This is a genomic window from Schaalia hyovaginalis (assembly GCF_014208035.1).
Taxonomy (GTDB): domain Bacteria; phylum Actinomycetota; class Actinomycetes; order Actinomycetales; family Actinomycetaceae; genus Pauljensenia; species Pauljensenia hyovaginalis.
Map to the genome: position 1 here is coordinate 1,083,120 of NZ_JACHMK010000001.1, position 21,572 is coordinate 1,104,691.

The following is a 21,572-nucleotide window of genomic DNA, read 5'->3' on the forward strand; positions in this document are numbered from 1 at the left end:
GTTGAGGACGTACCGGGATGAGGCGATCGTCCTGCGCACCCATAAGCTCGGGGAGGCCGATCGGATCATCACCCTCCTCACTTCGGATCACGGGCTCGTCAGGGCTGTTGCCAAGGGTGTGCGGCGGACCTCGTCGAAGTTCGGCTCCCGCTTGGAGCCCTTCGGGGTGGTCGATGTGCAGCTTGCGAAGGGGCGCAGCCTGGACACGATCACGCAGGTGGAGGTCATCATCGCGCACGGCGACCTCCTCGCCGCCGATTTCGGCCTCTTCGCCAGGGCGTCCGTCATGGCGGAGACGGCGGAGAGGCTCACGCAGGATTCCGACGAGGGCGCCCGCTCCCAGTACCTGCTCCTCGTCGGCGCCCTCTTCGCCCTCTCGCACGTGCGCCACGATCCCTCCCTCGTGCTCACCTCCTATCTGCTCCGGGCCCTCGCGATCGCAGGCTGGGCGCCATCCTTCTTCGATTGCGCGGTCTGCGGGGCGGCAGGGCCCCACACCTCCTTCTCCATTCACGAGGGCGGCGCCGTCTGCGAGGACTGCAGGCCGGCCGGGTGCGCGGCGCCCTCGGTCGAGGCGATGACCCTCATGGGCGAATTGCTCTCGGGGGATTGGGCGAGGGCCGATCTGTCCGAGGTCTTCGCCCGGAGCGAGGCGCACGCCCTCGTCTCCTCGTATGCTCAATGGCACGTCGAGCGGCGCATCCGCTCCCTCGGTGTTCTGGAAAGGAGCAGGTGATGGTCGCCTTCGCCGGGCCCGATCGTTCCTTGGAGGAACTGCGCGCCCTCAGTCCGATGGAGCGGGCAGGAGCGGACCCTTTCGGGCGGCTGATGGGTCCGGGGGAGTGGCCCGGTCCTGTTCCGTCCTTCGCGAGGGGGGATGCGCCCGCGCACGTGGCCCTCGTCATGGACGGCAACGGGCGCTGGGCGAATACGAGGGGACTGACGCGGACCGAGGGGCACCGGGCGGGCGAATACGCGCTCATGGACACGATCGCGGGCGCGATCGATGCGGGCGTGCGCTATCTGAGCGTCTACACCTTCTCGACGGAGAACTGGAAGCGTTCCCCCGCTGAAGTCCGATTCATCATGTCGTACGCGAGCGATGTACTCGCGCGGCGGACGGGCCAGTTGAAGGAGTGGGGCGTCCACGTCCGGTGGTCGGGGCGCGAGCCGCGCCTGTGGAAGTCGGTGATCCGGGCCCTGGGGGAGGCCGAGGAGGCGACTCGCGCGAACACGACCCTGGATCTGGTCATGTGCGTGAATTACGGGGGGCGCGCAGAGATCGCCGATGCGGCGCGCGATATCGCGCGTGAGGTGCGCGCGGGCCGCCTCAAGCCCGAGGGCGTGACGGAGAAGTCCTTCGCCCGCCACCTCTACCTGTCCGACGTCCCCGATGTCGATCTCATGATCCGCACCTCGGGTGAGCAGCGCATCTCGAACTACCTGCTCTGGCAGCTCGCCTATTCGGAGATGATGTTCGTCGACACCCCCTGGCCGGCCTTCGACCGGGAGGCGCTGTGGGACTGTCTGCTCACCTATGCGGGCCGGGAACGACGCTTCGGAGGCGCGGTCGACGCCCTCGGTTCCTGAGGGGGTGGCGCTCGCGGGCTCTCTCAGAGTCTCGGCGAACGTCCCCGATTCGAGCCTTGGCGCGCTCTTTTGGGTTCGCCCGTTCTAGTGCGATAGATAGGTGAGAGGTCGCTTTCAAGGCACTCAGTGAGGCGATGTTCGGTCCGGCTTGAGCCAATTCCCGTTCGGAGATACTGTCAACGCATGGATGAACTCATCGTTGACGGGTCGGCGCTCGCGCGTACTCGGAACGCATTGGAGAGTGCTGCAGATGAGCTCCATTCGCTCCGTGTCCCGGACCTTGGCGTCGAGGTTCTCGCGGCCGCTCCCGGTTCAGGTAGGGACGGTGAGTACGCCGGAGTGCGTGATGCCATCGCGGAGCTCGTGTCGCAGTCAGCATCACGGCTCGTGGAGATCATCGACGCGATCACTGCCTTCGAGCTAGATATGGAGGCTGCAGACAGCGAGATCGAAAGGCGCGGATATGCGCTGCTCCAGCGTATGAGGGACGGCCAGTGACTTCGTGGAGTGACCTCCTCAGTTGGGATCCGGAGCCTCTACGCGGTGGCTCAGCGGAATTGACGGCGCTGGGGCGAAGGATCCGTGCGGCTGCAGACGATGTGGCGAATGCGCGGCCGGCCGCCGACGGGTGGAGCGGTCAGAGTGCAAATGCTGCGTATCGTAAACTCACGGACTTGTCTAATGCTCTTGACGAGCTCGCATCACGCATTGAGAAGACGGCTGGGGACCTTGATGCGGATGCTGCGCTCGTCGCAGTGACGAGGTCCAACGTTCAAAGCGCGCTTGATTACGCTTCTGCCCACGGCCTATTGATCGATGCTGATGGGTCAGTCGTCTCTGCGACGGTGAGTGCCGACATGGCGATTCTCCAGGTCAAGCTCAAGGACTGCGCGCGCATGGTCCAAAGAGCGATGGACTCTGCTTTTGAGTTCCTCAAGTCTTCAACGTGTCTCGAGTTCGCTCAGGTGGTGAGGAGCTTCCTTTTCGAACTGGGAAAGGTGCTTGTACAGGACCATGTCGCCGAGAAGATTGCCGAAGGTATCGCGGCAGCGATCGCCGCCGCGACTCCGTCCTGGGCGGCCGCTGGCGCGCTCGTCGGCGGGGGTGTTGCCACGATTTCCATTCCAGATCCTGCCTTTGTCAAGACTGCGGGCGGTGTCCTGAAGCACGGTGCGGTTGTGATCGGCGCGGCAATCGATTTCGCGGGGCAAATGCAGGCAGTCGAGGCAGGGGACCAGAACGTTGGTGACGCCGTCATCAAGACGGCAGCCCATACTGGTATAGGCATCGGTTCAGCGGTGGCGGCCGGTGCGCTCATGGGATCTGTCTTCCCGGGAGTTGGAACTGTTGTCGGAGCTATCGGCGGTGCCGTCGTTGGATCGGTCTTGTCAATCGCTGGGTCTGGCCTCTTCGACGCGGCCTATGACGCAGTCGGAGGCTGGAAGGGCATCGGAGATGCAATCGTCGGGTTGTGGAGATGAAGCCTTTGAACAGTTATTCGAGCTCCGAGACCGGTCGGCTGTTGCTTCGGCGAACGGGTCTTTTTCCACTTGGAGAGTTCCACGGTAGAGCGGTTCTGGTCGGCGCAGTGGACGGCGTGCCGTATTTGCTTCCGCAAAGCCGCACATCCTCGGGGAACCGTGCAGCCATGGCCGGCGCATGGATCGGCGCGCTTATTCTAACTCCTGGTCTTTCACTTCTTGCATCGCTGTTCCTCGGAGGTACACCTTCCGTTGGAGCAGTCCTTCTTGTGATCTGCGTAGCCGCTTTTCCAGTTGCAGCGGTCGTCGAGTTGGGAGCGGTTCGACAGCGCCTTGAGCTTGAGCGTTCCAGGCTTGACCCTCGCGCCCTTCTGGACCTGCAGGAGCGTTCACGTGGACAGGGTCGGATCCTTGCTCTGTTTGCACCTGCTCACCTTGCTCTCCTGGTGGTTCTATCCTCACTCGCGGCTTCTACTGGTCGCGCGAACTATATGGTTGGCGCCGCCTTTGCGCTCGGCCTCATCCCTATGTCTGTCTATGCTGCGCGCGCCGCGAAGCATAGACGCCAATGGGCGCGCCGCTGGCTGGCGAGCGTCCAACCCTCATAAACGTCGAGCCGAAAGGACCTGTCATGTCCATCTCAACCGAGCGATCCCTTTTGCCCCTTGGGTCCGTCGTTGTTCTCCGAAACGGCGAGATTAAGCTCATGATCATCGGACGAGTCCCCCTCTACCGAGACGAGAGCCGCTTTGGCTACTTCGACTATATGGCTGTGAAGTATCCCGTCGGCCTCACCGAGGATTCAATCGCATACTTCAACGCCGAGGATATCGCGCAGGTCCTTTTTCAAGGCTTCGCTGATGAGGACGACCAGGCAATTCAAACGGCGTATGCGTCCGCCCTGGCTTCAGGAGGAATCGGTTATCAACGACTGAGTATCGCCGACGTCCGCTCCTAACCCAAGCTGCCGACAGGGCTGGAGTCAATCCGTCGACCGGCGGAGCCTTCCAGCCCCGCCCTCGTTCCCCTGGACGCGAGGCGAGGAACGGCCGAAGCGACGCAGGAGGACGAAGCCCACGGCACTGAGGAGCAGGAGGCCGATGACGATCCGGCCGCCCATGGAGCCGGCGATCGCCGTGACCGCCGCCGTCCAGACGGCGAGCATTCCGAGGCCGTACATGAGGGCCCATGCGACGCATCCGGGGATCATCGCGATCGTGTAGGTGCGCCACTTCATCCTCACGAGGCCGGCTCCCGCGTTGACGGCCGTCTGCACGCCGACGGTGAGGAAGCACAGGGGGATGATGATGAGCCCCCAGCGGTCGAGGAGTGCTGCGCCGCGCCTGGGCACGGGGCCGTCGAACCAGCGCGCCAGCGAGCCGCGGAAGCCGTTGCGGCCCGAGGAGGCGAGGGCGCCGCGGGCGGCGGCGCGGCCGAGCCAATAGGTCCCCTGAGCGCGGAAGAAGACGACGAAGAAGAGGAAGATCATGAGCGGAGGGCCCGAGGAGGCCCAGTGGGGGATCACCGCCCGGCCTTCGCGCAGTCCTCGCACAGGCCGAAGAACTCCATGGAGTGCTCGACTTCGGTGAATCCGTGCGATGCTCCGACTTCTTTGACCCAGGCCTCGATGCCGTCCTGCTCGATCTCCTCAGCCCTGCCGCATTCACGGCAGACGAGGTGGTGATGGTGATGCGGGGTCTCGCAGAGGCGGTAGAGGGATTCGCCGTCGTGAGAGCGCAGGACATCGACGCGCTCGTCCTCGGCGAGGGTCTGGAGGTTGCGGTAGACGGTGGCGAGTCCGACCTTCTCGCCGTGGGATTTGAGGGCGTCGAAGATCTGTTGGGCCGATCGGAAATCGGGGACCCTGGCGAGCTCGGCGAACACCGCTTGGCGCTGCTTCGTCATTCGCTGCATGTGCGTCCTCCCCCGGTTCAGATGCTTGTCGCAGAATAGCCGATGTCCTGCGGTGAGCGCCGTTCGGGGTGCGGGGCCTCCGAGACGACGGCTCGCATCCGCCTGTTCCGCTGCTTGGAGTCGACGAGGGTCCTGATGAGGAAGGCCAGCGCGTAGATGCCGATGGCGAGGACGACGATCGCGGCCCCCGGGGACAGGTCTATGAAGTAGGTGAGGGACAGGCCTGCGAGGCAGACGAAGGCGCCGATCCCCATGGCGAGCCGCATCGTCGTCGTGAAGGACTTCGCGCCGAGCTGCGCGATGGCGACGGGGATGACCATGAGCGCGGAGACGAGGAGCGAGCCGACGACGCGCATGGCCACGGCCACCGTCAACGCCGAGAGGACCGCGATGATCATCGACAGCGCCTTGACCGGAAGGCCGGTGGAGCGGGCGAATTCCTCGTCGTTCGTCACGGAGAACAGGCCGGGCGCGATGCCGACGCCGATGATGAGGATCGCGAGCGCGAGGACGGCGATGAGCAGGATGTCGTTCCACGACACGGTGGCGATCGAGCCGAAGAGGTAGGAGTTGAGCTGGGCGGAGGTCCCGCCCGCGATCCCGATGAGGAGGACGCCCCCTGCGATCCCGCCGTAGAACAGCATGGCGAGGGCGACATCGGCGCTGGTCCGGCCCGATTGGCGGACGAGTTCGATGACGACGGCCCCCAGGAGGGAGACGAGGAGGGCGCCGGGCAGCGCCCAGGCGTCCTTCGGGGTGATGTTGGCGGCGGTTCCCGCGAGCCATCCGAGGGCGACGCCTGTGAGGGATACGTGTCCGATGCCGTCGCCGAGCATCGCGAGGCGGCGGTGGACGAGGTAGGTGCCGACGACCGGGCCCGCCATGCCGACGAGGAGGGCGGCGATGAGCGAGCGCTGCATGAGGGGCGAGGCCGCCATTGAGACGATCGCGTCGATGAGACCGGTCATCGCTTCTCCTTCAGTGCGCCGTCGACGAACGAGGGCGGGACGGGCGGTCGGGTTGCGCGGTGATGGCAGTCCTCGAGGCCGGGCCGGTGCTCGCCTTCGGGGCGCGCGGGCCCGTCGTAGTCGAGGTGCCCGCGCGAGATGCGGATCTCCCGGTCGAGGAGGGGCGCGAGCTCGCCGAGTTCGTGGAGGACGACGAGGATCGTGGTTCCGGCGTCTTTCGCCTCGGTGACGATTTCCGCGAGGCGTTCGCGCGAGGCGCGGTCGATGCCTGCCATGGGCTCGTCCATGATGAGGAGCTCGGGGTTGCGGACCATTGCGCGTGCGATGAGGACCCGCTGGGCCTGCCCTCCGGACAGGATGGCGAGGGGGTCCTTGGCGCGGTGGGCCAGGCCGACCCGTTTGAGGGCGTTCATCGCCCGTTCCTCGTCCTTGCGGTTCGTCCACCATTTGCGTCTGCCCAGTGTTCCGGTGAGGACGGTCTCCAGTGCGGATGCGGTGATCGCTCCGGAGGAGTTCAAGCGCTGGGGGACGTATCCGATGCGGTGCCAGGGGACTTGCGAGGGTTTCGCGTTGTCGATTCCGAAGACGCAGGCGCTTCCCCGGGTGATGGGGGCGGTGCCGAGGATCGCGTGCAGCAGCGTCGACTTGCCCGAGCCGTTCGATCCGGTGAGCGCCACCGTCTGTCCGGCGGGAATGCTGAAGGAGACGCCGTGGAGGACGAGGTTGGCGTCCCAGGCGACGTGGAGGTTCTCAACGGCGACGGCCGGCACCGCCGCGGGGGCGGTGCCGGCTCGACCGGGATCTGCTGGGGTCACTTGCACTTCAATGCCGTTTTGAGTGCGGTGATGTTGTCGCGCATGACCGCCGCGTAGTCCTTCGAGGGATCGGACTGGGACTCGATGGGGTCGAGGACCGCGGTCGAGACCTTGAGGTCGCGGGCGAGGGTCTCTTCGACCTTCGGGTCGACGAGGGTCTCGGTGAAGATCGTCGTGACCTTCTCCTTGGCGATGACCTCTTCGATCTCCTTGAGGCGCGCGGGCGAGGGGGAGGATTCGGGGTCGATCCCGGCGATGCCCACCTGGGTGAGTCCGGTTCGATCGGCGAGGTATCCGAAGGCGGAGTGGGCGGTGACGAAGGTCGTGAGCTCGCAGCTGGAGGTCGCCGTCACGAGTTCGGCGGAGAGGTCCTTCATCGACTTCGCGGTGGAGGCGGCGTTCGCCGCGTACTCCTGGGCGTTGTCGGGATCGGCGGTGGCCAGGGCCTGTCCGATGACCGTGGCGGCCTGCGCCATGCGCTCGGGGTCGAGCCAGAAGTGCGGGTCGGTCGTGCCGTGGTCGTGCGCGTGCGCCTCCTCGCCTTCGTGGGCGTGATCGTCGTGGGCCGCCTCCTCGTGGGCTTCGCCCTCGTGCTCCTCCTCTTCGGCCGCATGGTTGCCGACTTCTTCGACGTCGACCAGCTGCACCGCGGTGGAGACGTTGATGACGTTCTTCGGCGAGGACTGCTCGATCGCTTCGTCGACGGCGGGCTGGAAGCCCTTGAGGTAGACCACGGCGTCGGCGCGGGCGAGGGAGTCGAGGGCGGCGGGGGAGAGCTCGAGGTCGTGCGGTTCGGCCCCGTCGGGGGTGAGGGATTCGACTGCGACCCGGTCGCCGCCGATCTGCTCGGTGAGGTACTTCAGGGGGTAGAAGGAGGCCTTGACCGTGAGCGCGGTTTTCGCGGCGGACTCGGCGGTTTCGGTCGCGGGGTTCGCGTTGTTGCTCGGCGAGCACGCGGACAGCGAGGCCATGAGGGCGAGGGTGCTTGCGGCGATGATGGGACGAGAGATCTTCATGGCTCCAGTCTCATTTTATTGGGAATCGTTGTCAAAAGAGTGTGAGGAGCGCCTCCCGTCATTCCCCCCTCCGCCGGGGGCGAGACGCGCGGGCGCTCGGGAGCAACGCCCCGGGCGGCGCAGCACGGCCGCGGGATCGAAGGCGCCGCCTCGCCTTCCCATGCCCCTGTCGCACCCGCCGGGGCGCCGGATCGCTCGCGCCCGCAGGGAAGCGCTGATGGATGCCCCACGCGAGAGTGCGGGCCGGTCGGCTAGACTCGACGCACCACGTCCGCGCCGGCCAGGTGCGGCGACCGAACCCAAGGAGCAGCAGTGGCACAGGCCCCCTCCCGTCTCGATTCCGTCATCTCCCTCGCCAAGCGGCGGGGCTTCGTCTACCCCTGCGGTGAGATCTACGGCGGCACCCGTTCCGCCTGGGACTACGGGCCGCTCGGCGTCGAGCTCAAGGAGAACATCAAGAAGCAGTGGTGGCAGTACATGGTCCGAGGGCGCGAGGACGTCGTCGGCCTCGACTCCTCCGTGATCCTGCCGCGCGAGACCTGGGTCGCCTCCGGGCACGTCAAGGCCTTCACCGATCCTCTCGTCGAATCGCTGCACACCCACAAGCGCTACCGCGCCGACGAGCTCATCGAGGCCTACGCCGAGCGCAAGGGCCTCGATCCGGATACCGTGACCCTCGATCAGGTGCCCGATCCCGTCACCGGCCAGCCCGGCGCCTGGACCGAGCCCCGCGCCTTCTCCGGCCTCCTCAAGACCTACCTCGGCCCGGTCGACGACGAGGCGGGCCTGCACTACATGCGCCCCGAGACCGCCCAGGGCATCTTCGTCAACTACGCGAACGTCGCGGCTTCGGCCCGCAAGAAGCCGCCCTTCGGCATCGGCCAGATCGGCAAGTCCTTCCGCAACGAGATCACCCCCGGCAACTTCATCTTCCGCACCCGCGAGTTCGAGCAGATGGAGCTCGAGTTCTTCTGCGCTCCGGGCACGGACGAGGAGTGGCACCAGTACTGGATCGACTACCGCCGCGACTGGTACGTCGACCTCGGCATCGATCCGGGCAACCTCCGCTTCTACGAGCATCCCAAGGAGAAGCTCTCCCATTACTCCAAGCGGACCGTCGACATCGAGTACCGCTTCGGCTTCCAGGGCAGTGAGTGGGGCGAGCTCGAGGGGATCGCGAACCGGACCGACTTCGACTTGACGACCCACTCGGAGCACTCGGGCGCGAAGCTCGACTACTACGATCAGGAGACCGGCGAGCGCTGGACCCCCTACGTCATCGAGCCTTCGGCGGGCCTGACCCGTTCGCTCATGGCCTTCCTCGTCGAGTCCTACCACGAGGACGAGGCCCCGAACACGAAGGGCGGCGTCGACAAGCGCACGGTCCTCAAGCTCGACCCGCGCCTGTCGCCGGTCAAGGTCGCGGTCTTCCCGCTCTCGCGCAAGGATCAGCTGACGGGGCCCGCGAAGGAGCTCGCCGCCGAGCTGCGCAAGGTCTGGAACGTCGAGTACGACGACGCGGGCGCGGTGGGCCGCCGTTACCGCCGCCAGGACGAGATCGGCACCCCGTACTGCGTGACCTACGACTTCGATTCGGTTGAGGACGGCGCCGTCACCGTCCGTGACCGCGACACGATGGCCCAGGAGCGCATCCCGCTCGAGAGCGTGAAGACCTGGCTCATCGAGAAGCTCGGAGCCTGCTGAGTGACCCAGTCCTCGCCCGCGCCGCGCCCGATCTCCCCGCTGGAGATCGGGCCGGTGCGCGTCTGGTCGCCCGTCGTCCTCGCGCCGATGGCGGGGGTGACGGATGCCCCTTTCCGCAGGCTGTGCCGCGAGTTCGGCGAGCAGGGCCTGCCCGGCGCCCTGCGTCCCGCGGCGTCTTCAGGCCATCGGGGGCACGAGGGCGGGGCTCCCGTCCCGGTCAAGGGCGTCGATGCGCCGGCCGGCCTTTACGTCATGGAGATGGTGACCTCCCGCGCCCTCGTCGAGGGGAATGCCCGGACCTGGGAGATGGTGCGGCCCGACCCGGTCGAGCGCGTCCGATCGATCCAGCTCTACGGCGTGGATCCGGCCGCCATGGCGAAGGCGACCGAGATCCTCGTCGGACGCGATCTCGTCGATCATCTCGATCTCAATTTCGGCTGCCCGGTGCCGAAGGTGACGCGCAAGGGCGGGGGAGCGGCGCTGCCGTGGAAGAAGGACCTCTTCGACGATCTCGTGCACGCGGTCGTTGATGCGGCGGATCGCGCGGGGTCGAGGGCGGGGCGCGATGTCCCGGTGACGGTGAAGATGCGGGTCGGCATCGATGAGGAGCATGTGACTTTCCTCGATGCGGCCCGGATCGCCCAGCGCCGCGGCGTCGCCGCGATCGCCTTGCACGCCCGCACGCAGGTCCAGCACTATTCGGGCCATGCCCACTGGGAGCGGATCGCGCGGCTGAAGGAGGCGGTCTCGGTTCCGGTCCTGGGCAACGGGGACGTGTTCTCCGGGGCGGATGCGGCGCGGATGATGGCGCAGACCGGCTGCGACGCGGTCGTCGTCGGTCGCGGATGCCAGGGGCGTCCGTGGCTCTTTGCCGACATCGTCTCGACCCTCATGGGCGGGCCCGAGTTCTGTGATCCGGACCTGCGCGAGATCGCCGGGATCATCGAGCGGCACGCGCGGTGGGTCGTCGCGGATCAGGGCGACGAGGTGCGCGCGATGCGTGAGATGCGCAAGCACATCGGCTGGTACCTGCGAGGATTCGCGGTGGGCGGGTCCGCCCGGCACGCCCTGTCGATGGTGTCGAGTCTGGATGAGCTGCATGAACGGCTCATGAGTCTCGATCTGGATCAGCCCTTCCCCGAGGCGGCCGAGGGGCCGCGCGGGCGGGCGGGCGGGGAGAAGGCCCCGCACCTGCCCGACGGCTGGCTCGACTCGCCCTTCCTCACCGAGGCCGAGCGCTCCCAGCTCCGCCTGGCCGAGGACGGGGCGGATGGAGGCTGAGATGAATGCGACGGCGAGGTCCGCGGATTCGCGGATCGTCATGATCGGACGCGCGGGGGCGCCTCGCGGGGCCGTCGGATTCGGCGGGCGCACCCGGATCATCGCGCCGGTCCTCGGCGCGGATCGTGAGGCCCTGGACGCCGAGATGAGGCTTCTCGCCGGATCCGAGGGGGCGGCGGTCGATATCGTCGAATGGCGGGTCGACTCGCTGCTCGCCGCGCTGCCCGCGGGGGCGGACGCCGCAGCCGAGATCGCGCGAGCCTGGGAGCAGGCGGTGTGTCTCAGCCCGCTGCCCGTCCTCGCGACGATCCGGACGATCGACGAGGGCGGAGAGGCCTCGCTGGACGCGGTGGAGTACGCCGAGCTCGTCGGCGTGCTCGCCCGTCTCGCCGATGCCGTCGATGTCGAGATCGACCGTGCGGGGGCGAAGGACCTCATCGCCGGGGCGCGGGCCGCGGGGGCGATCGTCGTCGCCTCGCACCATGACTTCTCTGCGACTGCGCCGAGCGAGGCGGTCTTCGGGGTGCTGTCGCGCATGGATGCGGCGGGCGCCGACGTCCTCAAGATCGCCTGCCGGGCGAGGGACGCGCAGGACGCGCTCCGCCTGCTCGATGTGCAGCTGCGGGCGCGCGCCGAATTCTCCCGTCCGATCATCGCGATCGGCATGGGCGGGGTCGGCGCGCTCACCCGCATCGCGGGCTCACGATTCGGATCGGCGGCGACTTTCGCGAGCCTCGGGGCGGCTTCCGCGCCCGGGCAGTTGAGCGTCGAGGAGACGCGGGGAGTCCTTGATCTTCTTGAGCGGGGCTGAGACCAATCGGTCGGTCTCTTCCCTGAGCCGTGATATCTGCGAGCGATGGGTCGCTTCGCCTCCACGATGAGCGTGAAGCGTCGACGGGCCTCGCCCGGACGCAGATCCGGTACGGCGCGTCGCGATGCAATCCGGACGATGCCGATCACTCGGCTGGCGGGCGCGATCGCCCGGTGAAGGAGGGCCTTCTTCCTGCAGGGACGGCCGAGGAGATGAACGGCCTGTGGCTTTCCCAGGGGGGCGGCAGCCAGTCGCAGCTCGTCTATCAGTGCTCCGAGGACGCCCTCGGGCACCTCGCTCCCGGTGGGAGGGGGGATGAATCGCCCTCGCTTCGGCGGGCACCGGCATCTGCTCCGATCCCGCAGCGCTGTGCGCGGATCGCGACTTCGGTCCGCGATGAGCAGCCGAGGTGCTTGAGGATCTGACTCACGTAGGTGCGGGCCGAGCCCTCGGATATGTTGAGCGACTTCGCGATTTCTCGATTCGACTTCGCCTGCGCGAGCTCGACGAGGACGGGGCGAAGCCGATCGGGTAAACGATCGAGGGCGGAGGCGAAGGCTGAATTGCCGTCGGTGGTCGAGGCGGGGACGAGGGAGGGCGGCGCATCGAGGGCGGGGGAGATGATGCGGGTTCCCGAATAGGCTGCGAGGAGGTTGGCGGCGAGGCTTTCGGGCGGGAGATCCTTGGAGAGGATGCCGTTCACTCCGACCGCAAGCGCTCTGGAGCACAGATCCGGGAGGGCGAATGCCGTGTAGAGGACGACGACGACCCCGGGTGCGAGTTCGCGCAGCCGCTCGGCGGTGGAGATCCCGTCGAGGACGGGCATGCGGACGTCGAGAAGGGCGATGTCGGGCTGGAGGTCTTGGGCGATATCGAGGGCGGCCGCACCGTCGCCGACCGCTGCGATGATGTCGAGGCCCGAGTGGCGGCCGAGCAGGTCGATGAGTCTGGCGCGCAGTTCGGCGTCGTCCTCTGCGATGAGGAGGGTGAGCGGCGCGGTCATCGTTCCTCCTCGTCTTCGCTTCGAGCGAGCGGGATCCGTGCGGACAGGACCCAGCGATCTGCGATGACGTGGGTTTCGAGTCGCGCTCCGAGAACGGCTGCTTGGCGGGCGAGGCCGGGCAGGCCGAGTCCACTCGAGGCCTCGGTCGTGGCACTCGCTCCGACTTCGTTGATGAGGGTGAGTTCGAGGCCCGCCCGGCTTGGCAGGTCGATGCTTTCAATGATGAGCGAGGCGGTGGAGTCCTTCGGCGCGTGCTTGAAGACGTTGACGCACCCCTCCCGGACGAGGGTGAGCAGGAGCGTTCGTCTCTCAACGTCGAGTCGGTTTTCGAGGTCGCCCTCGACGTCGGCGTCGAGGGCGATGCCGTGAGAGGCGAGCATTCGCTCGCTGTCGCGCAGGAGGCCGCTCAGGGTATCGGGGGCGGGGGAGGGGGCGGGCGAGGCGTCGATGACGAAGCGGAGGTCGGTCATCGCGGCTCGTGTGGCGTCGAGCGCGGCCCTGAGCTGAAGGGAGAGGCGAGGGTCGCTCGTGGTGGCGAGCGCCTCTTCCTGTGCGGCGATCGCTCGAACGAGGTGCGCTGCGGCGGTGTCGTGGAGGATCTGGGCCGTCGACTGTCGGGCCTCGGCGAGCAGCGCGTGCGAGCGTTCCTTCTCGAGGGCGAGCGCGGTATCGGCGGTGCGCAGGCGCGCGGTGAATCGTCTGCCGCTGACTGCGATGAGGACGCTGAGAAAGGCCCCGATGGCGAGTTCGAGGAGGCCTGCGCGAAGGTAGGGGCCCGGGAGGTGGATCGCCCCGTAGGTGGCGAGGGCGAGTGCGGCGGTGATGTACCAGCCCTTGTAGATCCACAGTGCGGCGACGGCGTAGACGCCGAGGGCGCTCAAGCCGATCGATGCGAGCTCGTGGGGTGCGGCCAGACCGGCGAAGAGCAGGATGAGGAATGAGGCGCTTGAGAGCCGAGGGAATCGTCCGGCGAACCCCAATGCCACGCACATCATCGCGAGGAATGCAGTCGATGCGGCGGTCGTGGGCGGATAGAAGAACACGTCGGCCAGGAAGAGGAGGACTGCCAGCGCGGGGAAGGGAAAAGCGCGGAGGAAGCGACTCGGCTCCACCTGGTGGGTGCCGTGAAGGGATCGGCTCATCGGCAGTCGGGGAGCCAGGGGAAGAGTGCGCAGATCAGAGGATTACCATCCCTCAGTTGAACGGAGGCGAGGTCCGGTGCCGGAGTGATCGCATATGCGGGCGCAGGCGTCGACAAGAAGATGAGCGAAGCGACAAGAATCGAATGCACTGTGCCTCCCGGTGCCGTGATGGATCATGCGCGCGGACCGGCTTCGCCGATCGTGCCTCCTGCTTCGGCAGCATAGAGGGCCGTCGGCCGATACGGAGCGTGGTCGGCTTCGATCAACGCAAGTGTTGACATTCTGCGATAGCGCTCGGCCTGTTGTCGGTGTCGCCGTCTTCCTAGACTGGGCGTGCGGGCATGAGGATGCTCGGCGGTGAAGGAAAGGATGAGACGATGAGGTCTCGAATGACAGCACTCCTCGGTGTGTGTGCAGTGAGTATGGCGATCACAGGCGCGTCGATCGCGCCGGCGCAGGCGGTCGCCGGATGCTCAGTGGGGGTAAACGACAGTGGAACCGTATTCTGGTCGTACTGCAGCGCGGCATCCGGAGTGAGTAGCCACAATGCCAAGGCCCAGATCTACTTCAATTCGGGATATTCAGGTCCTCGATTCTCGAAGAACCAGGCCCCAGGGGTCTACTCGTACAGCCCTGACTACTCGGGTGTCGGGTATGTGATGGAGGGACCGTGGATTCAGGTCACCTACTGATGACGTGGCGCCGTCTGAGCCTGTTCGCGCTCGGCCTCGCCCTCGCTGCGTGTTCCGCGCAGACGGGCGCGGCCGAGCCGTACAAGCTGGAGTTAGATGATCTGATCGCACGCTCGGAAGGGGTTGAGCCGGCGGCTTCTATCCTGAAAGATCGTGTGATCACTGAAGCGGAGATCGCAGAGGTTGACAAGGCGTTTATCTCGTGCGTTGAGAATGCAGGGTTTCCTGGTGCGATCGTCGAAGATCTTGCTGGGAATGTCGGAATCCCAATGCCGGCGGATGGAAGCGATTCTTCCGCTGCATTCGCCGACTGCTCGGAATCGACATTTTTTAGTGGAATTCACGGCGTCTTCTGGGGGATGCGGACGAATCCGAAGAATCTGTCGCAGGGGGAGGCGACGCTCGAATGCCTCAAGCGATTCCAACTCATCGATCCGGGACTCACGGCCGACGAGTTCATGCGTGAAGAGGAGGAATGGATCGCGAGTGCTCCGAGAGTCGATGGAGTCATCCATGGTGATCCCGGCCAAGCGCATTCGTACAGCGATCAGGCGGAGGGTGAGCGGATGCACACCGAGTGCATGATCGACCCCTCCATCACCCCGAATACCGAATGACTCGGCGACGGCCCGTGGGTGAAAGTTCAGTACTGATGCGTGGGAGTGGCGCCTCGCGGGCTGCTTCTCGTGCCTTAGTGCTTCTTGGTATCGCCCTGGTTTCGCTCGCCGGCTGTACGGCTCGCGAGGCGTCCACTCCCGAAGAGCGGTATCGCCCGGAGTTCGAAGAACTCATCGCGAAGGTCGGTGATGACGAGCCGGCGGCAAGCATCCTTGAGGACTATCGGCTTGACGAAGTTGAGATCGAGCAATTGCACGACGCATATGTTTCGTGCGTGGCCGATCAGGGATTCCCCGGTCTCTATTTCGATTCGATCACCGGTTCCACTGGATTCTCCAGGGGGATCGCAGATGACCGATTCAATGACGCGAGAAAGGCGATGGATGACTGCGATACCTCGACTCATTCGAGTGATGTGACCTATCTTTATGCTCAGCTCATCCAGAATCCTGAGAAGGAAGATCCGAATCAGGTTGTGATCGATTGCATGGTGCGTCGAGGGGTTTTGGATCAGTCGTATACGGTTGAGCGTTTTGAAAAGGAACTCGAGGCGTGGATCGCGCAGCCCCATACGATGAAGGGGGAGCAGATCATCGGGAGCCCTGGTGAGGCATTCACGTATCTGGGGGATCGGGAGGAGGGGATCCGGGTGTTCATGGAATGCTCCTATGACCCGACGAGCGGGGACACCAGTGAGAGCGGATGATGGGAAGCGCGAGTCTGATGTCGTGACGGGACGAGCTCTCGCGTGAGCTTTTGGTCCTTGCCTCGTCGGGGAATAGTCGGGGCCTCCAGTGCCGTTCGGGTGAGCTGCGAGAAATATTGAATTTTGTCAATATTGATAGCCCTGTGCAACGACGCTTCGTTCCTCTAAAATGGGCTCTGTGGAAGTAAGGAGGCTTTCACATGGCGTAAAAGGGAAAGGCAATGATGTCTCGGATGAAGGCATTATTCGTTGTGTGCGCTGTCACTATGACGATTTCGATCATGTCGGCGTGCCCTGTGTATGCAGTGCAGGAACTGCCTTCTGCTGGCGGATGCATATCGCCTATTGGTGCGCGCGCGAAGAGTTTTCGTGAAGATGCGATTTCGGCGCACTCTTCGATTTATTGTGATGGGGCTAGTCTGTCTTATTCCTTGTTCGACTCCAAAGAGGATATTTCTACGGTGACGATGGAGAAGATGGCTTTGCTTCAACAGAGTGATGCATTGATGTCCTTGTTCATAGGAGCTTCGGATCAAGACATCGTCGATGCGTATCTCATTTTCTTTGCTGAGCATTCGACTCGAGCTGACGTTGAGCGGTTTGTTGAATCGACTCAAGGGAAGCATTTTGTCATTCAGGGAACCGTTAACTCTCCTTCGATCAGCCTTGAGGAAGGTAGGCTGTATCAGGATCGTGATGTTCCAACCTGTTGGCGGGGCTGGCTTGCAGCGTTTGCATATTTCGCTGCACAGGGGATGACTTGCGGTCCGTTGCATCTTGCTGGAGGGGTTCCCGGATTCGTCTGCGATGGCGTATTCTTTGCGATTGGGCTGCTTCCGGATTTCAATGCGTCGTGCAAGTGAGGTGAGGAGATGCTTCGAGCATTCATCAAAGGCGTTTTCATCGGTGCCGTGTGGTGCGCCTGTGTCGCTTTCATGGTCTGGCTCGTCTCCGGAAGGATTGACATGTTCAATCTCTTCTTCTTCGGGATCGGGCTTCTGCTTTCACATGGAGTCTGGATGATGCTGTATGCGCGCAGTTCCGAAGGGAATCCGAAAGAAAAGTGACATTCTCGTAGGAAGTCGAGACGCGGCTCGGTGTGGACGGCAGCTTCCTCGGAGGCTTGACATCAACCTTTGAAACAGATGATGGATCTTCGCTGAGAACGAACGACAAGCCGAGGCCGTCGGAGACTCGAGTGTTGACGAATGTCAATGCCGAAAGCCGTGTGCGAGGCTCCTCCATCCATCTAACGTGGGTCCTGTGGAAGCGACGAGGCGTCCACGGGTGGTGAAGGAGAAGACGATGACGACGATCCCGCTGCGCCCCCTCGCGATTGCTCCTGTTGTCCTCGAACGCCCATCCTCGCCACACTCGAGGGTGAACTCGGGGCATGCGACGATGAATCACTCGACGGTGCAGCGCGCCGGAGTCGCTTCGAGCACTCGCAACGACTCGGGCGTCGGACGAGTGATCGATGGACCGTGGATCCAGGTCAGGTATTGATGGCACGGAGACTGATCGGGTTGTCCGCCCTTCTCCTCACCCTGTCGGCCTGCTCGGCCCAGACGGGGGGAGCGGCGGAGGCCTACAAAGCCGAACTCGATGACCTCGTCGCGCGTTCGGCGGGTATCGAGCCGGCGGCTTCTATCCTGAAAGATCGTGTGATCACTGAAGCGGAGATCGCAGAGGTTGACAAGGCGTTTATCTCGTGCGTTGAGAATGCAGGGTTTCCTGGTGCGACCGTTGACGACCTCGCTGGGAATGTCGGAATCCCAATGCCGGCGGATGGAAGCGATTCTTCCGCTGCATTCGCCGACTGCTCGCAGTCGACGCTCTTCACTGATATCCACAATGTTTTTTGGGCGATGAGGACGAATCCCGAGCATCTCACCCAGGATGAAGCGATCCTCGCCTGCCTCAAGCGCTTCGACGTCATCGATCCGAATTACACTGTCGAGCAGTTCAGCCGTGAGGAGGACGCATGGATGGAGTCGGCGCCGACGATCGACGGCGTCATTCAAGGCGGCCCGAACGAGGCGCACACCTACACCGACCGGGCCAAGGGGCTCGAGCTGTTCCGCGAATGCGAAAGCGACCCCTCGATCACTCCGGATGATGAGTGAATGCAAGGTGGCGAGAATGATGGAGGGACCGTGGATTCAGGTCACCTACTGATGACGTGGCGCCGTCTGAGCCTGTTCGCGCTCGGCCTCGCCCTCGCTGCGTGTTCCGCGCAGACGGGCGCGGCCGAGCCGTACAAGCTGGAGTTAGATGATCTGATCGCACGCTCGGAAGGGGTTGAGCCGGCGGCTTCTATCCTGAAAGATCGTGTGATCACTGAAGCGGAGATCGCAGAGGTTGACAAGGCGTTTATCTCGTGCGTTGAGAATGCAGGGTTTCCTGGTGCGATCGTCGAAGATCTTGCTGGGAATGTCGGAATCCCAATGCCGGCGGATGGAAGCGATTCTTCCGCTGCATTCGCCGACTGCTCGGAATCGACATTTTTTAGTGGAATTCACGGCGTCTTCTGGGGGATGCGGACGAATCCGAAGAATCTGTCGCAGGGGGAGGCGACGCTCGAATGCCTCAAGCGATTCCAACTCATCGATCCGGGACTCACGGCCGACGAGTTCATGCGTGAAGAGGAGGAATGGATCGCGAGTGCTCCGAGAGTCGATGGAGTCATCCATGGTGATCCCGGCCAAGCGCATTCGTACAGCGATCAGGCGGAGGGTGAGCGGATGCACACCGAGTGCATGATCGACCCCTCCATCACCCCGAATACCGAATGACTCGGCGACGGCCCGTGGGTGAAAGTTCAGTACTGATGCGTGGGAGTGGCGCCTCGCGGGCTGCTTCTCGTGCCTTAGTGCTTCTTGGTATCGCCCTGGTTTCGCTCGCCGGCTGTACGGCTCGCGAGGCGTCCACTCCCGAAGAGCGGTATCGCCCGGAGTTCGAAGAACTCATCGCGAAGGTCGGTGATGACGAGCCGGCGGCAAGCATCCTTGAGGACTATCGGCTTGACGAAGTTGAGATCGAGCAATTGCACGACGCATATGTTTCGTGCGTGGCCGATCAGGGATTCCCCGGTCTCTATTTCGATTCGATCACCGGTTCCACTGGATTCTCCAGGGGGATCGCAGATGACCGATTCAATGACGCGAGAAAGGCGATGGATGACGGGGAGCAGATCATCGGGAGCCCTGGTGAGGCATTCACGTATCTGGGGGATCGGGAGGAGGGGATCCGGGTGTTCATGGAATGCTCCTATGACCCGACGAGCGGGGACACCAGTGAGAGCGGGTAAAGGCGGGGCCGCGATCGCCGCCGTGACCCCGCTCCTCCTCACACTCGCAGGCTGCACGTCCAGCAGCCAAACGGGAGCGCTGGAAGGTCCCGGATACTCCGACGCCTTTGCGGACATACGCGAAACGACGGAATCGGACTTCCTCCGAGAGGTACTCGATGACGACCTCATCACCGAGGCGGAGCTCGCCGAGGCGAGGAAGCGCTTCATCACCTGTGTCAACGAATCGGGGCGCCTCAGCGCTGCGAGTCTGGACGACGGCGGCTGGGAGTTCTCGGGCCCCGCGATGAATACCGAGGAATACCGCACGATCACTCACGCTTGCGAGGAAGTCGCCGGAGCGGGAACGCTCACGATGTACGCCCAGATGATGCGCGACAATCCGACGAACATCGATCCCTATTCGCTCATGGCACTGTGCCTGGTGAAGAAGGGCGCCGTCGACCCGTCGTACTCGGGCGACCAGTACGGGCGCGACCTCGAACGGTACTTCACGCTGCCCGAATCGGAACGCCAAGGAGATCCTGAAAGGATGATCGCCTTCCACGATGAGGAGGCGGGGGCGGCCGCGTACCGGGAATGCGAGTCGCTGACGGCCGTGCAGATCCAGGCCCTTCCTGGATGACCGCTCCTGCCTGAGCGAGGACTGGCCGGATGGAGAGGCGACTGGCCGGCATGGGCAGGTGTAAGATGAATTCCGGAGTTCATGATGACCAACGAGGAGTGTTGACGAATGTCAATGCCGAAAGCCGTGTGCGAGGCTCCTCCATCCATCTAACGTGGGTCCTGTGGAAGCGATGAGGCGTCCACGGGTGGTGAAGGAGAAGACGATGACGACGATCCCGCTGCGCCCCCTCGCGATCGGCGCCTTCGCCTGTCTCCTGTGCGCCGCAGGGGGCGGGGCCCTCGGCGCCCTCGTCCTCGCCCCGCCCGTCCCCGCCTCACTCGACGCCCCTCCCGCACTCGACTCCGCCCCCGTCGAAACCCGCGTCATCGATGATGCGCGGACGATCCCCCTCTCCTTCATCACGGGCGAGACGACGAGCATCTCCGCCCCGATCCAAGGGAAAGTCACCGCCCTCGCCGTCAACCTCGCAGGCCCCCTCGAATCCGGGCACGAGATCGCGCGCATCGATGGACGCCCCCTCATCGCCCTCGCCACCTCAACCCCCCTGTACCGGCCCCTCACGAACGGACTGAAGGGCGACGACGTCACCGCCCTGCAAGAAGAACTTGCCCGCCTCGGCTACACCCTCTCCGTCACCGGAACCGTCGACTGGAACACCCAATGGGCGCTCGCCGACCTCCTCGGCATCGAGGACGGCACCGGCGGCGTACCCGCCGAGATTCCGAGCGAGAGCGTCGTCTGGATCCCGGCCCCCTCGGTCACCGTCGCCTCCCTCGACATCGCCCTCGGACAATCCCTCGATCCGGCCGAACCCATGCTCTCCGTCACCGACTCCTCCGAGCGCGGCGTCCTCACCCTCCCCGAAGAGGCGATCGCAGGGGACCGCGTCCTCACCCTGTCCACGGGCGCGCTCCCCGTGCCCGCAGACGGCGTCATCACCGACCCCGCGACCCTGAAGGCGATCAAGGACTCCGACCAGTACAGAGCCTTCTCCACGGCCCTCGGGGACGGCGAAGGCGTCTTCACCGTCCCCTGGTCGCTCGCCACCCCGATCAGCGCACTCGTCGTCCCGCCCTCGTCCCTGTTCGGAATCGTCGGCGCCGACGCCTGCATCGCCCAGAACGGTGACATCCACAGGGTGCAGATCATCGGCTCGCAGCTCGGACAGTCCTACATCACCTCCGACGATCCCCTCACCGCGGTCGACCTCCACACCGAGGGGCTCACATGCCGGTGAGCCTGCGCACCCTCGGCCACCGCTTCGGCGACGGGCCCTGGCTCTTCCGCGGCCTCACGGAGACGATCGGAGAAGGAGAAGTGGTCGCCCTCGTCGGCCCCTCCGGCTCGGGCAAGTCGACCCTCCTGTCGATGATCGCCGGATGGGCGGCCCCCGCCGAGGGGAGCATCGACCTCACCGCGCCAGCGGGGGACGAGGGCGGGACCGGCGCCCGACCCGGCGGAGCGCGGATCGCCTGGGTCTTCCAGAACCCCCACGGCGTACCCGGCCGGAGCGTCCTCGATCACGTCGCCCTGCCCCTCCTCGCGCGCGGAGCCGCGCCCTCGGACGCGGACGAGCGGGCCCGGCGCCTCCTCGCCGACTTCCATCTCGACCGCGTCGCAGACCGCCCCTTCAAAACGCTGTCCGGCGGTGAAGCGCAACGCATGCTCCTCGCGCGCGCACTCGCCACCGAAGCGGACGTCCTCCTCGTCGATGAGCCGACCGCACAGCTCGACCAGCGCACCGCCGCCCACGTCGCGGACACGCTCACCGCCCTTCACGACCGCGGGCTCGTCGTCCTCATCGCCACCCACGACCCCCACGTGCGCGACCGCTGCACTCGCGTCATCGACCTCGCCGCCTACACCCCCGAAGACGAGGCCGAGCGATGAGGC

General features: G+C 65.1%; 27 protein-coding genes. 20 read left to right on the plus strand and 7 right to left on the minus strand.

What is annotated here, in order from left to right; genetic code table 11:
- Nucleotide 1: 1 nt before the first annotated feature.
- From recO to HD592_RS04650, 5 genes are all read left to right on the plus strand, one after another.
- A complete protein-coding gene (gene recO / locus HD592_RS04630) occupies nt 2-736 on the plus strand; it encodes a DNA repair protein RecO (protein ID WP_184454445.1) in 735 nt (244 codons plus the stop codon).
- Complete coding sequence (locus tag HD592_RS04635; RefSeq protein ID WP_184452283.1) at nt 736-1,590, plus strand: isoprenyl transferase; 855 nt, start codon at nt 736-738, stop codon at nt 1,588-1,590. The genes recO and HD592_RS04635 overlap by 1 nt, the downstream gene beginning before the upstream one ends.
- 183 nt (nt 1,591-1,773) lie before the next feature.
- Entirely contained in the window at nt 1,774-2,088 is a 315-nt protein-coding gene (locus HD592_RS04640; RefSeq protein ID WP_184452285.1) for a hypothetical protein, read from the plus strand.
- Nucleotides 2,089-2,264: 176 nt separating this feature from the next.
- Complete coding sequence (locus HD592_RS04645; RefSeq protein WP_184452287.1) at nt 2,265-3,071, plus strand: hypothetical protein; 807 nt, start codon at nt 2,265-2,267, stop codon at nt 3,069-3,071.
- Nucleotides 3,072-3,702: 631 nt separating this feature from the next.
- Nucleotides 3,703-4,029: a DUF4176 domain-containing protein gene (locus HD592_RS04650; RefSeq protein ID WP_184452289.1), complete on the plus strand. Its 327-nt coding sequence runs from the start codon at nt 3,703-3,705 to the stop codon at nt 4,027-4,029.
- A 24-nt stretch (nt 4,030-4,053) separates the two neighbouring features.
- On the opposite strand, the gene HD592_RS04655 is transcribed toward HD592_RS04650, so the two are convergent.
- The 5 genes from HD592_RS04655 to HD592_RS04675 are packed head-to-tail and all read right to left on the minus strand — an operon-like array spanning nt 4,054 to nt 7,784.
- Nucleotides 4,054-4,596, minus strand: coding sequence for a VTT domain-containing protein (locus HD592_RS04655; RefSeq protein WP_343058734.1), 543 nt, complete (start codon nt 4,594-4,596; stop codon nt 4,054-4,056).
- Nucleotides 4,593-4,985 carry a Fur family transcriptional regulator gene (locus HD592_RS04660; RefSeq protein WP_184452290.1) on the minus strand — a complete coding sequence of 131 codons (393 nt, stop codon included), beginning with the start codon at nt 4,983-4,985 and terminating at the stop codon, nt 4,593-4,595. The genes HD592_RS04655 and HD592_RS04660 overlap by 4 nt, the downstream gene beginning before the upstream one ends.
- A gap of 17 nt (nt 4,986-5,002) precedes the next feature.
- The gene (locus tag HD592_RS04665; RefSeq protein WP_184452292.1) at nt 5,003-5,953 is read right to left on the minus strand and encodes a metal ABC transporter permease; all 951 of its coding nucleotides are present in this window, start codon (nt 5,951-5,953) and stop codon (nt 5,003-5,005) included.
- The gene (locus tag HD592_RS04670) at nt 5,950-6,768 is read right to left on the minus strand and encodes an ATP-binding cassette domain-containing protein (RefSeq protein WP_184452294.1); all 819 of its coding nucleotides are present in this window, start codon (nt 6,766-6,768) and stop codon (nt 5,950-5,952) included. Before HD592_RS04670 ends, HD592_RS04665 begins: the two co-directional genes overlap by 4 nt.
- Nucleotides 6,765-7,784, minus strand: a complete 1,020-nt coding sequence (locus tag HD592_RS04675; protein ID WP_184452296.1) for a metal ABC transporter substrate-binding protein — start codon at nt 7,782-7,784, stop codon at nt 6,765-6,767. Before HD592_RS04675 ends, HD592_RS04670 begins: the two co-directional genes overlap by 4 nt.
- A gap of 312 nt (nt 7,785-8,096) precedes the next feature.
- On the opposite strand from HD592_RS04675, the gene HD592_RS04680 reads away from it, so the two are divergent.
- From HD592_RS04680 to aroD, 3 genes are read left to right on the plus strand one after another with little or no spacing between them, the layout of a single operon-like run.
- Nucleotides 8,097-9,488, plus strand: a complete 1,392-nt coding sequence (locus HD592_RS04680; RefSeq protein ID WP_184452298.1) for a glycine--tRNA ligase — start codon at nt 8,097-8,099, stop codon at nt 9,486-9,488.
- Nucleotides 9,489-9,533: 45 nt separating this feature from the next.
- Nucleotides 9,534-10,769 (plus strand): tRNA dihydrouridine synthase DusB, encoded by a 1,236-nt coding sequence (dusB, locus tag HD592_RS04685; RefSeq protein WP_184454449.1) that lies wholly within the window; start codon nt 9,534-9,536, stop codon nt 10,767-10,769.
- Nucleotides 10,759-11,580 (plus strand): type I 3-dehydroquinate dehydratase, encoded by an 822-nt coding sequence (aroD, locus tag HD592_RS04690; RefSeq protein WP_184452299.1) that lies wholly within the window; start codon nt 10,759-10,761, stop codon nt 11,578-11,580. Before dusB ends, aroD begins: the two co-directional genes overlap by 11 nt.
- Before the next feature lie 265 nt (nt 11,581-11,845).
- Here aroD and HD592_RS04695 read toward each other — a convergent pair whose 3' ends face one another.
- Together HD592_RS04695 and HD592_RS04700 are read right to left on the minus strand one after the other, a co-directional pair.
- Nucleotides 11,846-12,583 (minus strand): response regulator, encoded by a 738-nt coding sequence (locus HD592_RS04695; RefSeq protein ID WP_184452300.1) that lies wholly within the window; start codon nt 12,581-12,583, stop codon nt 11,846-11,848.
- Nucleotides 12,580-13,725 (minus strand): sensor histidine kinase, encoded by a 1,146-nt coding sequence (locus HD592_RS04700; protein WP_184452301.1) that lies wholly within the window; start codon nt 13,723-13,725, stop codon nt 12,580-12,582. Before HD592_RS04700 ends, HD592_RS04695 begins: the two co-directional genes overlap by 4 nt.
- 341 nt (nt 13,726-14,066) lie before the next feature.
- Here HD592_RS04700 and HD592_RS11885 point away from each other — a divergent pair, with 341 nt between their 5' ends.
- From HD592_RS11885 to HD592_RS04755, 12 genes are all read left to right on the plus strand, one after another.
- The gene (locus HD592_RS11885; protein WP_221437812.1) at nt 14,067-14,417 is read left to right on the plus strand and encodes a hypothetical protein; all 351 of its coding nucleotides are present in this window, start codon (nt 14,067-14,069) and stop codon (nt 14,415-14,417) included.
- Nucleotides 14,396-15,034: a hypothetical protein gene (locus tag HD592_RS04705; RefSeq protein WP_184452302.1), complete on the plus strand. Its 639-nt coding sequence runs from the start codon at nt 14,396-14,398 to the stop codon at nt 15,032-15,034. The genes HD592_RS11885 and HD592_RS04705 overlap by 22 nt, the downstream gene beginning before the upstream one ends.
- A 77-nt stretch (nt 15,035-15,111) precedes the next feature.
- Nucleotides 15,112-15,741 carry a hypothetical protein gene (locus HD592_RS04710; RefSeq protein ID WP_184452303.1) on the plus strand — a complete coding sequence of 210 codons (630 nt, stop codon included), beginning with the start codon at nt 15,112-15,114 and terminating at the stop codon, nt 15,739-15,741.
- A 233-nt stretch (nt 15,742-15,974) separates the two neighbouring features.
- Nucleotides 15,975-16,604: a hypothetical protein gene (locus HD592_RS04715; RefSeq protein ID WP_221437813.1), complete on the plus strand. Its 630-nt coding sequence runs from the start codon at nt 15,975-15,977 to the stop codon at nt 16,602-16,604.
- Nucleotides 16,605-16,613: 9 nt separating this feature from the next.
- Complete coding sequence (locus HD592_RS04720; RefSeq protein ID WP_184452305.1) at nt 16,614-16,808, plus strand: hypothetical protein; 195 nt, start codon at nt 16,614-16,616, stop codon at nt 16,806-16,808.
- A 238-nt stretch (nt 16,809-17,046) separates the two neighbouring features.
- Nucleotides 17,047-17,247 carry a hypothetical protein gene (locus HD592_RS04725; RefSeq protein ID WP_184452306.1) on the plus strand — a complete coding sequence of 67 codons (201 nt, stop codon included), beginning with the start codon at nt 17,047-17,049 and terminating at the stop codon, nt 17,245-17,247.
- Between the two features lie 20 nt (nt 17,248-17,267).
- The gene (locus HD592_RS04730) at nt 17,268-17,867 is read left to right on the plus strand and encodes a hypothetical protein (protein ID WP_184452307.1); all 600 of its coding nucleotides are present in this window, start codon (nt 17,268-17,270) and stop codon (nt 17,865-17,867) included.
- Nucleotides 17,868-17,897: 30 nt separating this feature from the next.
- A complete protein-coding gene (locus HD592_RS04735) occupies nt 17,898-18,536 on the plus strand; it encodes a hypothetical protein (RefSeq protein WP_184452302.1) in 639 nt (212 codons plus the stop codon).
- Between the two features lie 77 nt (nt 18,537-18,613).
- A complete protein-coding gene (locus HD592_RS04740; RefSeq protein WP_184452308.1) occupies nt 18,614-19,051 on the plus strand; it encodes a hypothetical protein in 438 nt (145 codons plus the stop codon).
- On the plus strand, nt 19,038-19,676 hold the full coding sequence (locus tag HD592_RS04745; protein ID WP_184452309.1) for a hypothetical protein: 639 nt from the start codon (nt 19,038-19,040) through the stop codon (nt 19,674-19,676). Before HD592_RS04740 ends, HD592_RS04745 begins: the two co-directional genes overlap by 14 nt.
- Before the next feature lie 205 nt (nt 19,677-19,881).
- Nucleotides 19,882-20,916, plus strand: a complete 1,035-nt coding sequence (locus tag HD592_RS04750; RefSeq protein WP_184452310.1) for a peptidoglycan-binding domain-containing protein — start codon at nt 19,882-19,884, stop codon at nt 20,914-20,916.
- Nucleotides 20,907-21,569, plus strand: coding sequence for an ABC transporter ATP-binding protein (locus HD592_RS04755; protein ID WP_184452311.1), 663 nt, complete (start codon nt 20,907-20,909; stop codon nt 21,567-21,569). Before HD592_RS04750 ends, HD592_RS04755 begins: the two co-directional genes overlap by 10 nt.
- Nucleotides 21,570-21,572 lie beyond the last annotated feature (3 nt).

Excerpts from the sequence above, each read along its gene's own strand:
- HD592_RS11885 (WP_221437812.1), top strand. The coding sequence starts at position 14,067 with ATGAGGATGCTCGGCGGTGAAGGAAAGGATGAGACGATGAGGTCTCGA.
- HD592_RS04755 (WP_184452311.1), top strand. The coding sequence starts at position 20,907 with ATGCCGGTGAGCCTGCGCACCCTCGGCCACCGCTTCGGCGACGGGCCC.
- HD592_RS04635 (WP_184452283.1), top strand. The coding sequence starts at position 736 with ATGGTCGCCTTCGCCGGGCCCGATCGTTCCTTGGAGGAACTGCGCGCC.
- aroD (WP_184452299.1), top strand. The coding sequence starts at position 10,759 with ATGGAGGCTGAGATGAATGCGACGGCGAGGTCCGCGGATTCGCGGATC.
- HD592_RS04725 (WP_184452306.1), top strand. The coding sequence starts at position 17,047 with ATGACGACGATCCCGCTGCGCCCCCTCGCGATTGCTCCTGTTGTCCTC.
- HD592_RS04665 (WP_184452292.1), bottom strand. The coding sequence starts at position 5,953 with ATGACCGGTCTCATCGACGCGATCGTCTCAATGGCGGCCTCGCCCCTC.
- HD592_RS04660 (WP_184452290.1), bottom strand. The coding sequence starts at position 4,985 with ATGCAGCGAATGACGAAGCAGCGCCAAGCGGTGTTCGCCGAGCTCGCC.
- HD592_RS04750 (WP_184452310.1), top strand. The coding sequence starts at position 19,882 with ATGACGACGATCCCGCTGCGCCCCCTCGCGATCGGCGCCTTCGCCTGT.
- HD592_RS04700 (WP_184452301.1), bottom strand. The coding sequence starts at position 13,725 with ATGAGCCGATCCCTTCACGGCACCCACCAGGTGGAGCCGAGTCGCTTC.
- HD592_RS04720 (WP_184452305.1), top strand. The coding sequence starts at position 16,614 with ATGCTTCGAGCATTCATCAAAGGCGTTTTCATCGGTGCCGTGTGGTGC.
- HD592_RS04650 (WP_184452289.1), top strand. The coding sequence starts at position 3,703 with ATGTCCATCTCAACCGAGCGATCCCTTTTGCCCCTTGGGTCCGTCGTT.
- HD592_RS04640 (WP_184452285.1), top strand. The coding sequence starts at position 1,774 with ATGGATGAACTCATCGTTGACGGGTCGGCGCTCGCGCGTACTCGGAAC.
- HD592_RS04695 (WP_184452300.1), bottom strand. The coding sequence starts at position 12,583 with ATGACCGCGCCGCTCACCCTCCTCATCGCAGAGGACGACGCCGAACTG.
- HD592_RS04675 (WP_184452296.1), bottom strand. The coding sequence starts at position 7,784 with ATGAAGATCTCTCGTCCCATCATCGCCGCAAGCACCCTCGCCCTCATG.
- HD592_RS04715 (WP_221437813.1), top strand. The coding sequence starts at position 15,975 with ATGAAGGCATTATTCGTTGTGTGCGCTGTCACTATGACGATTTCGATC.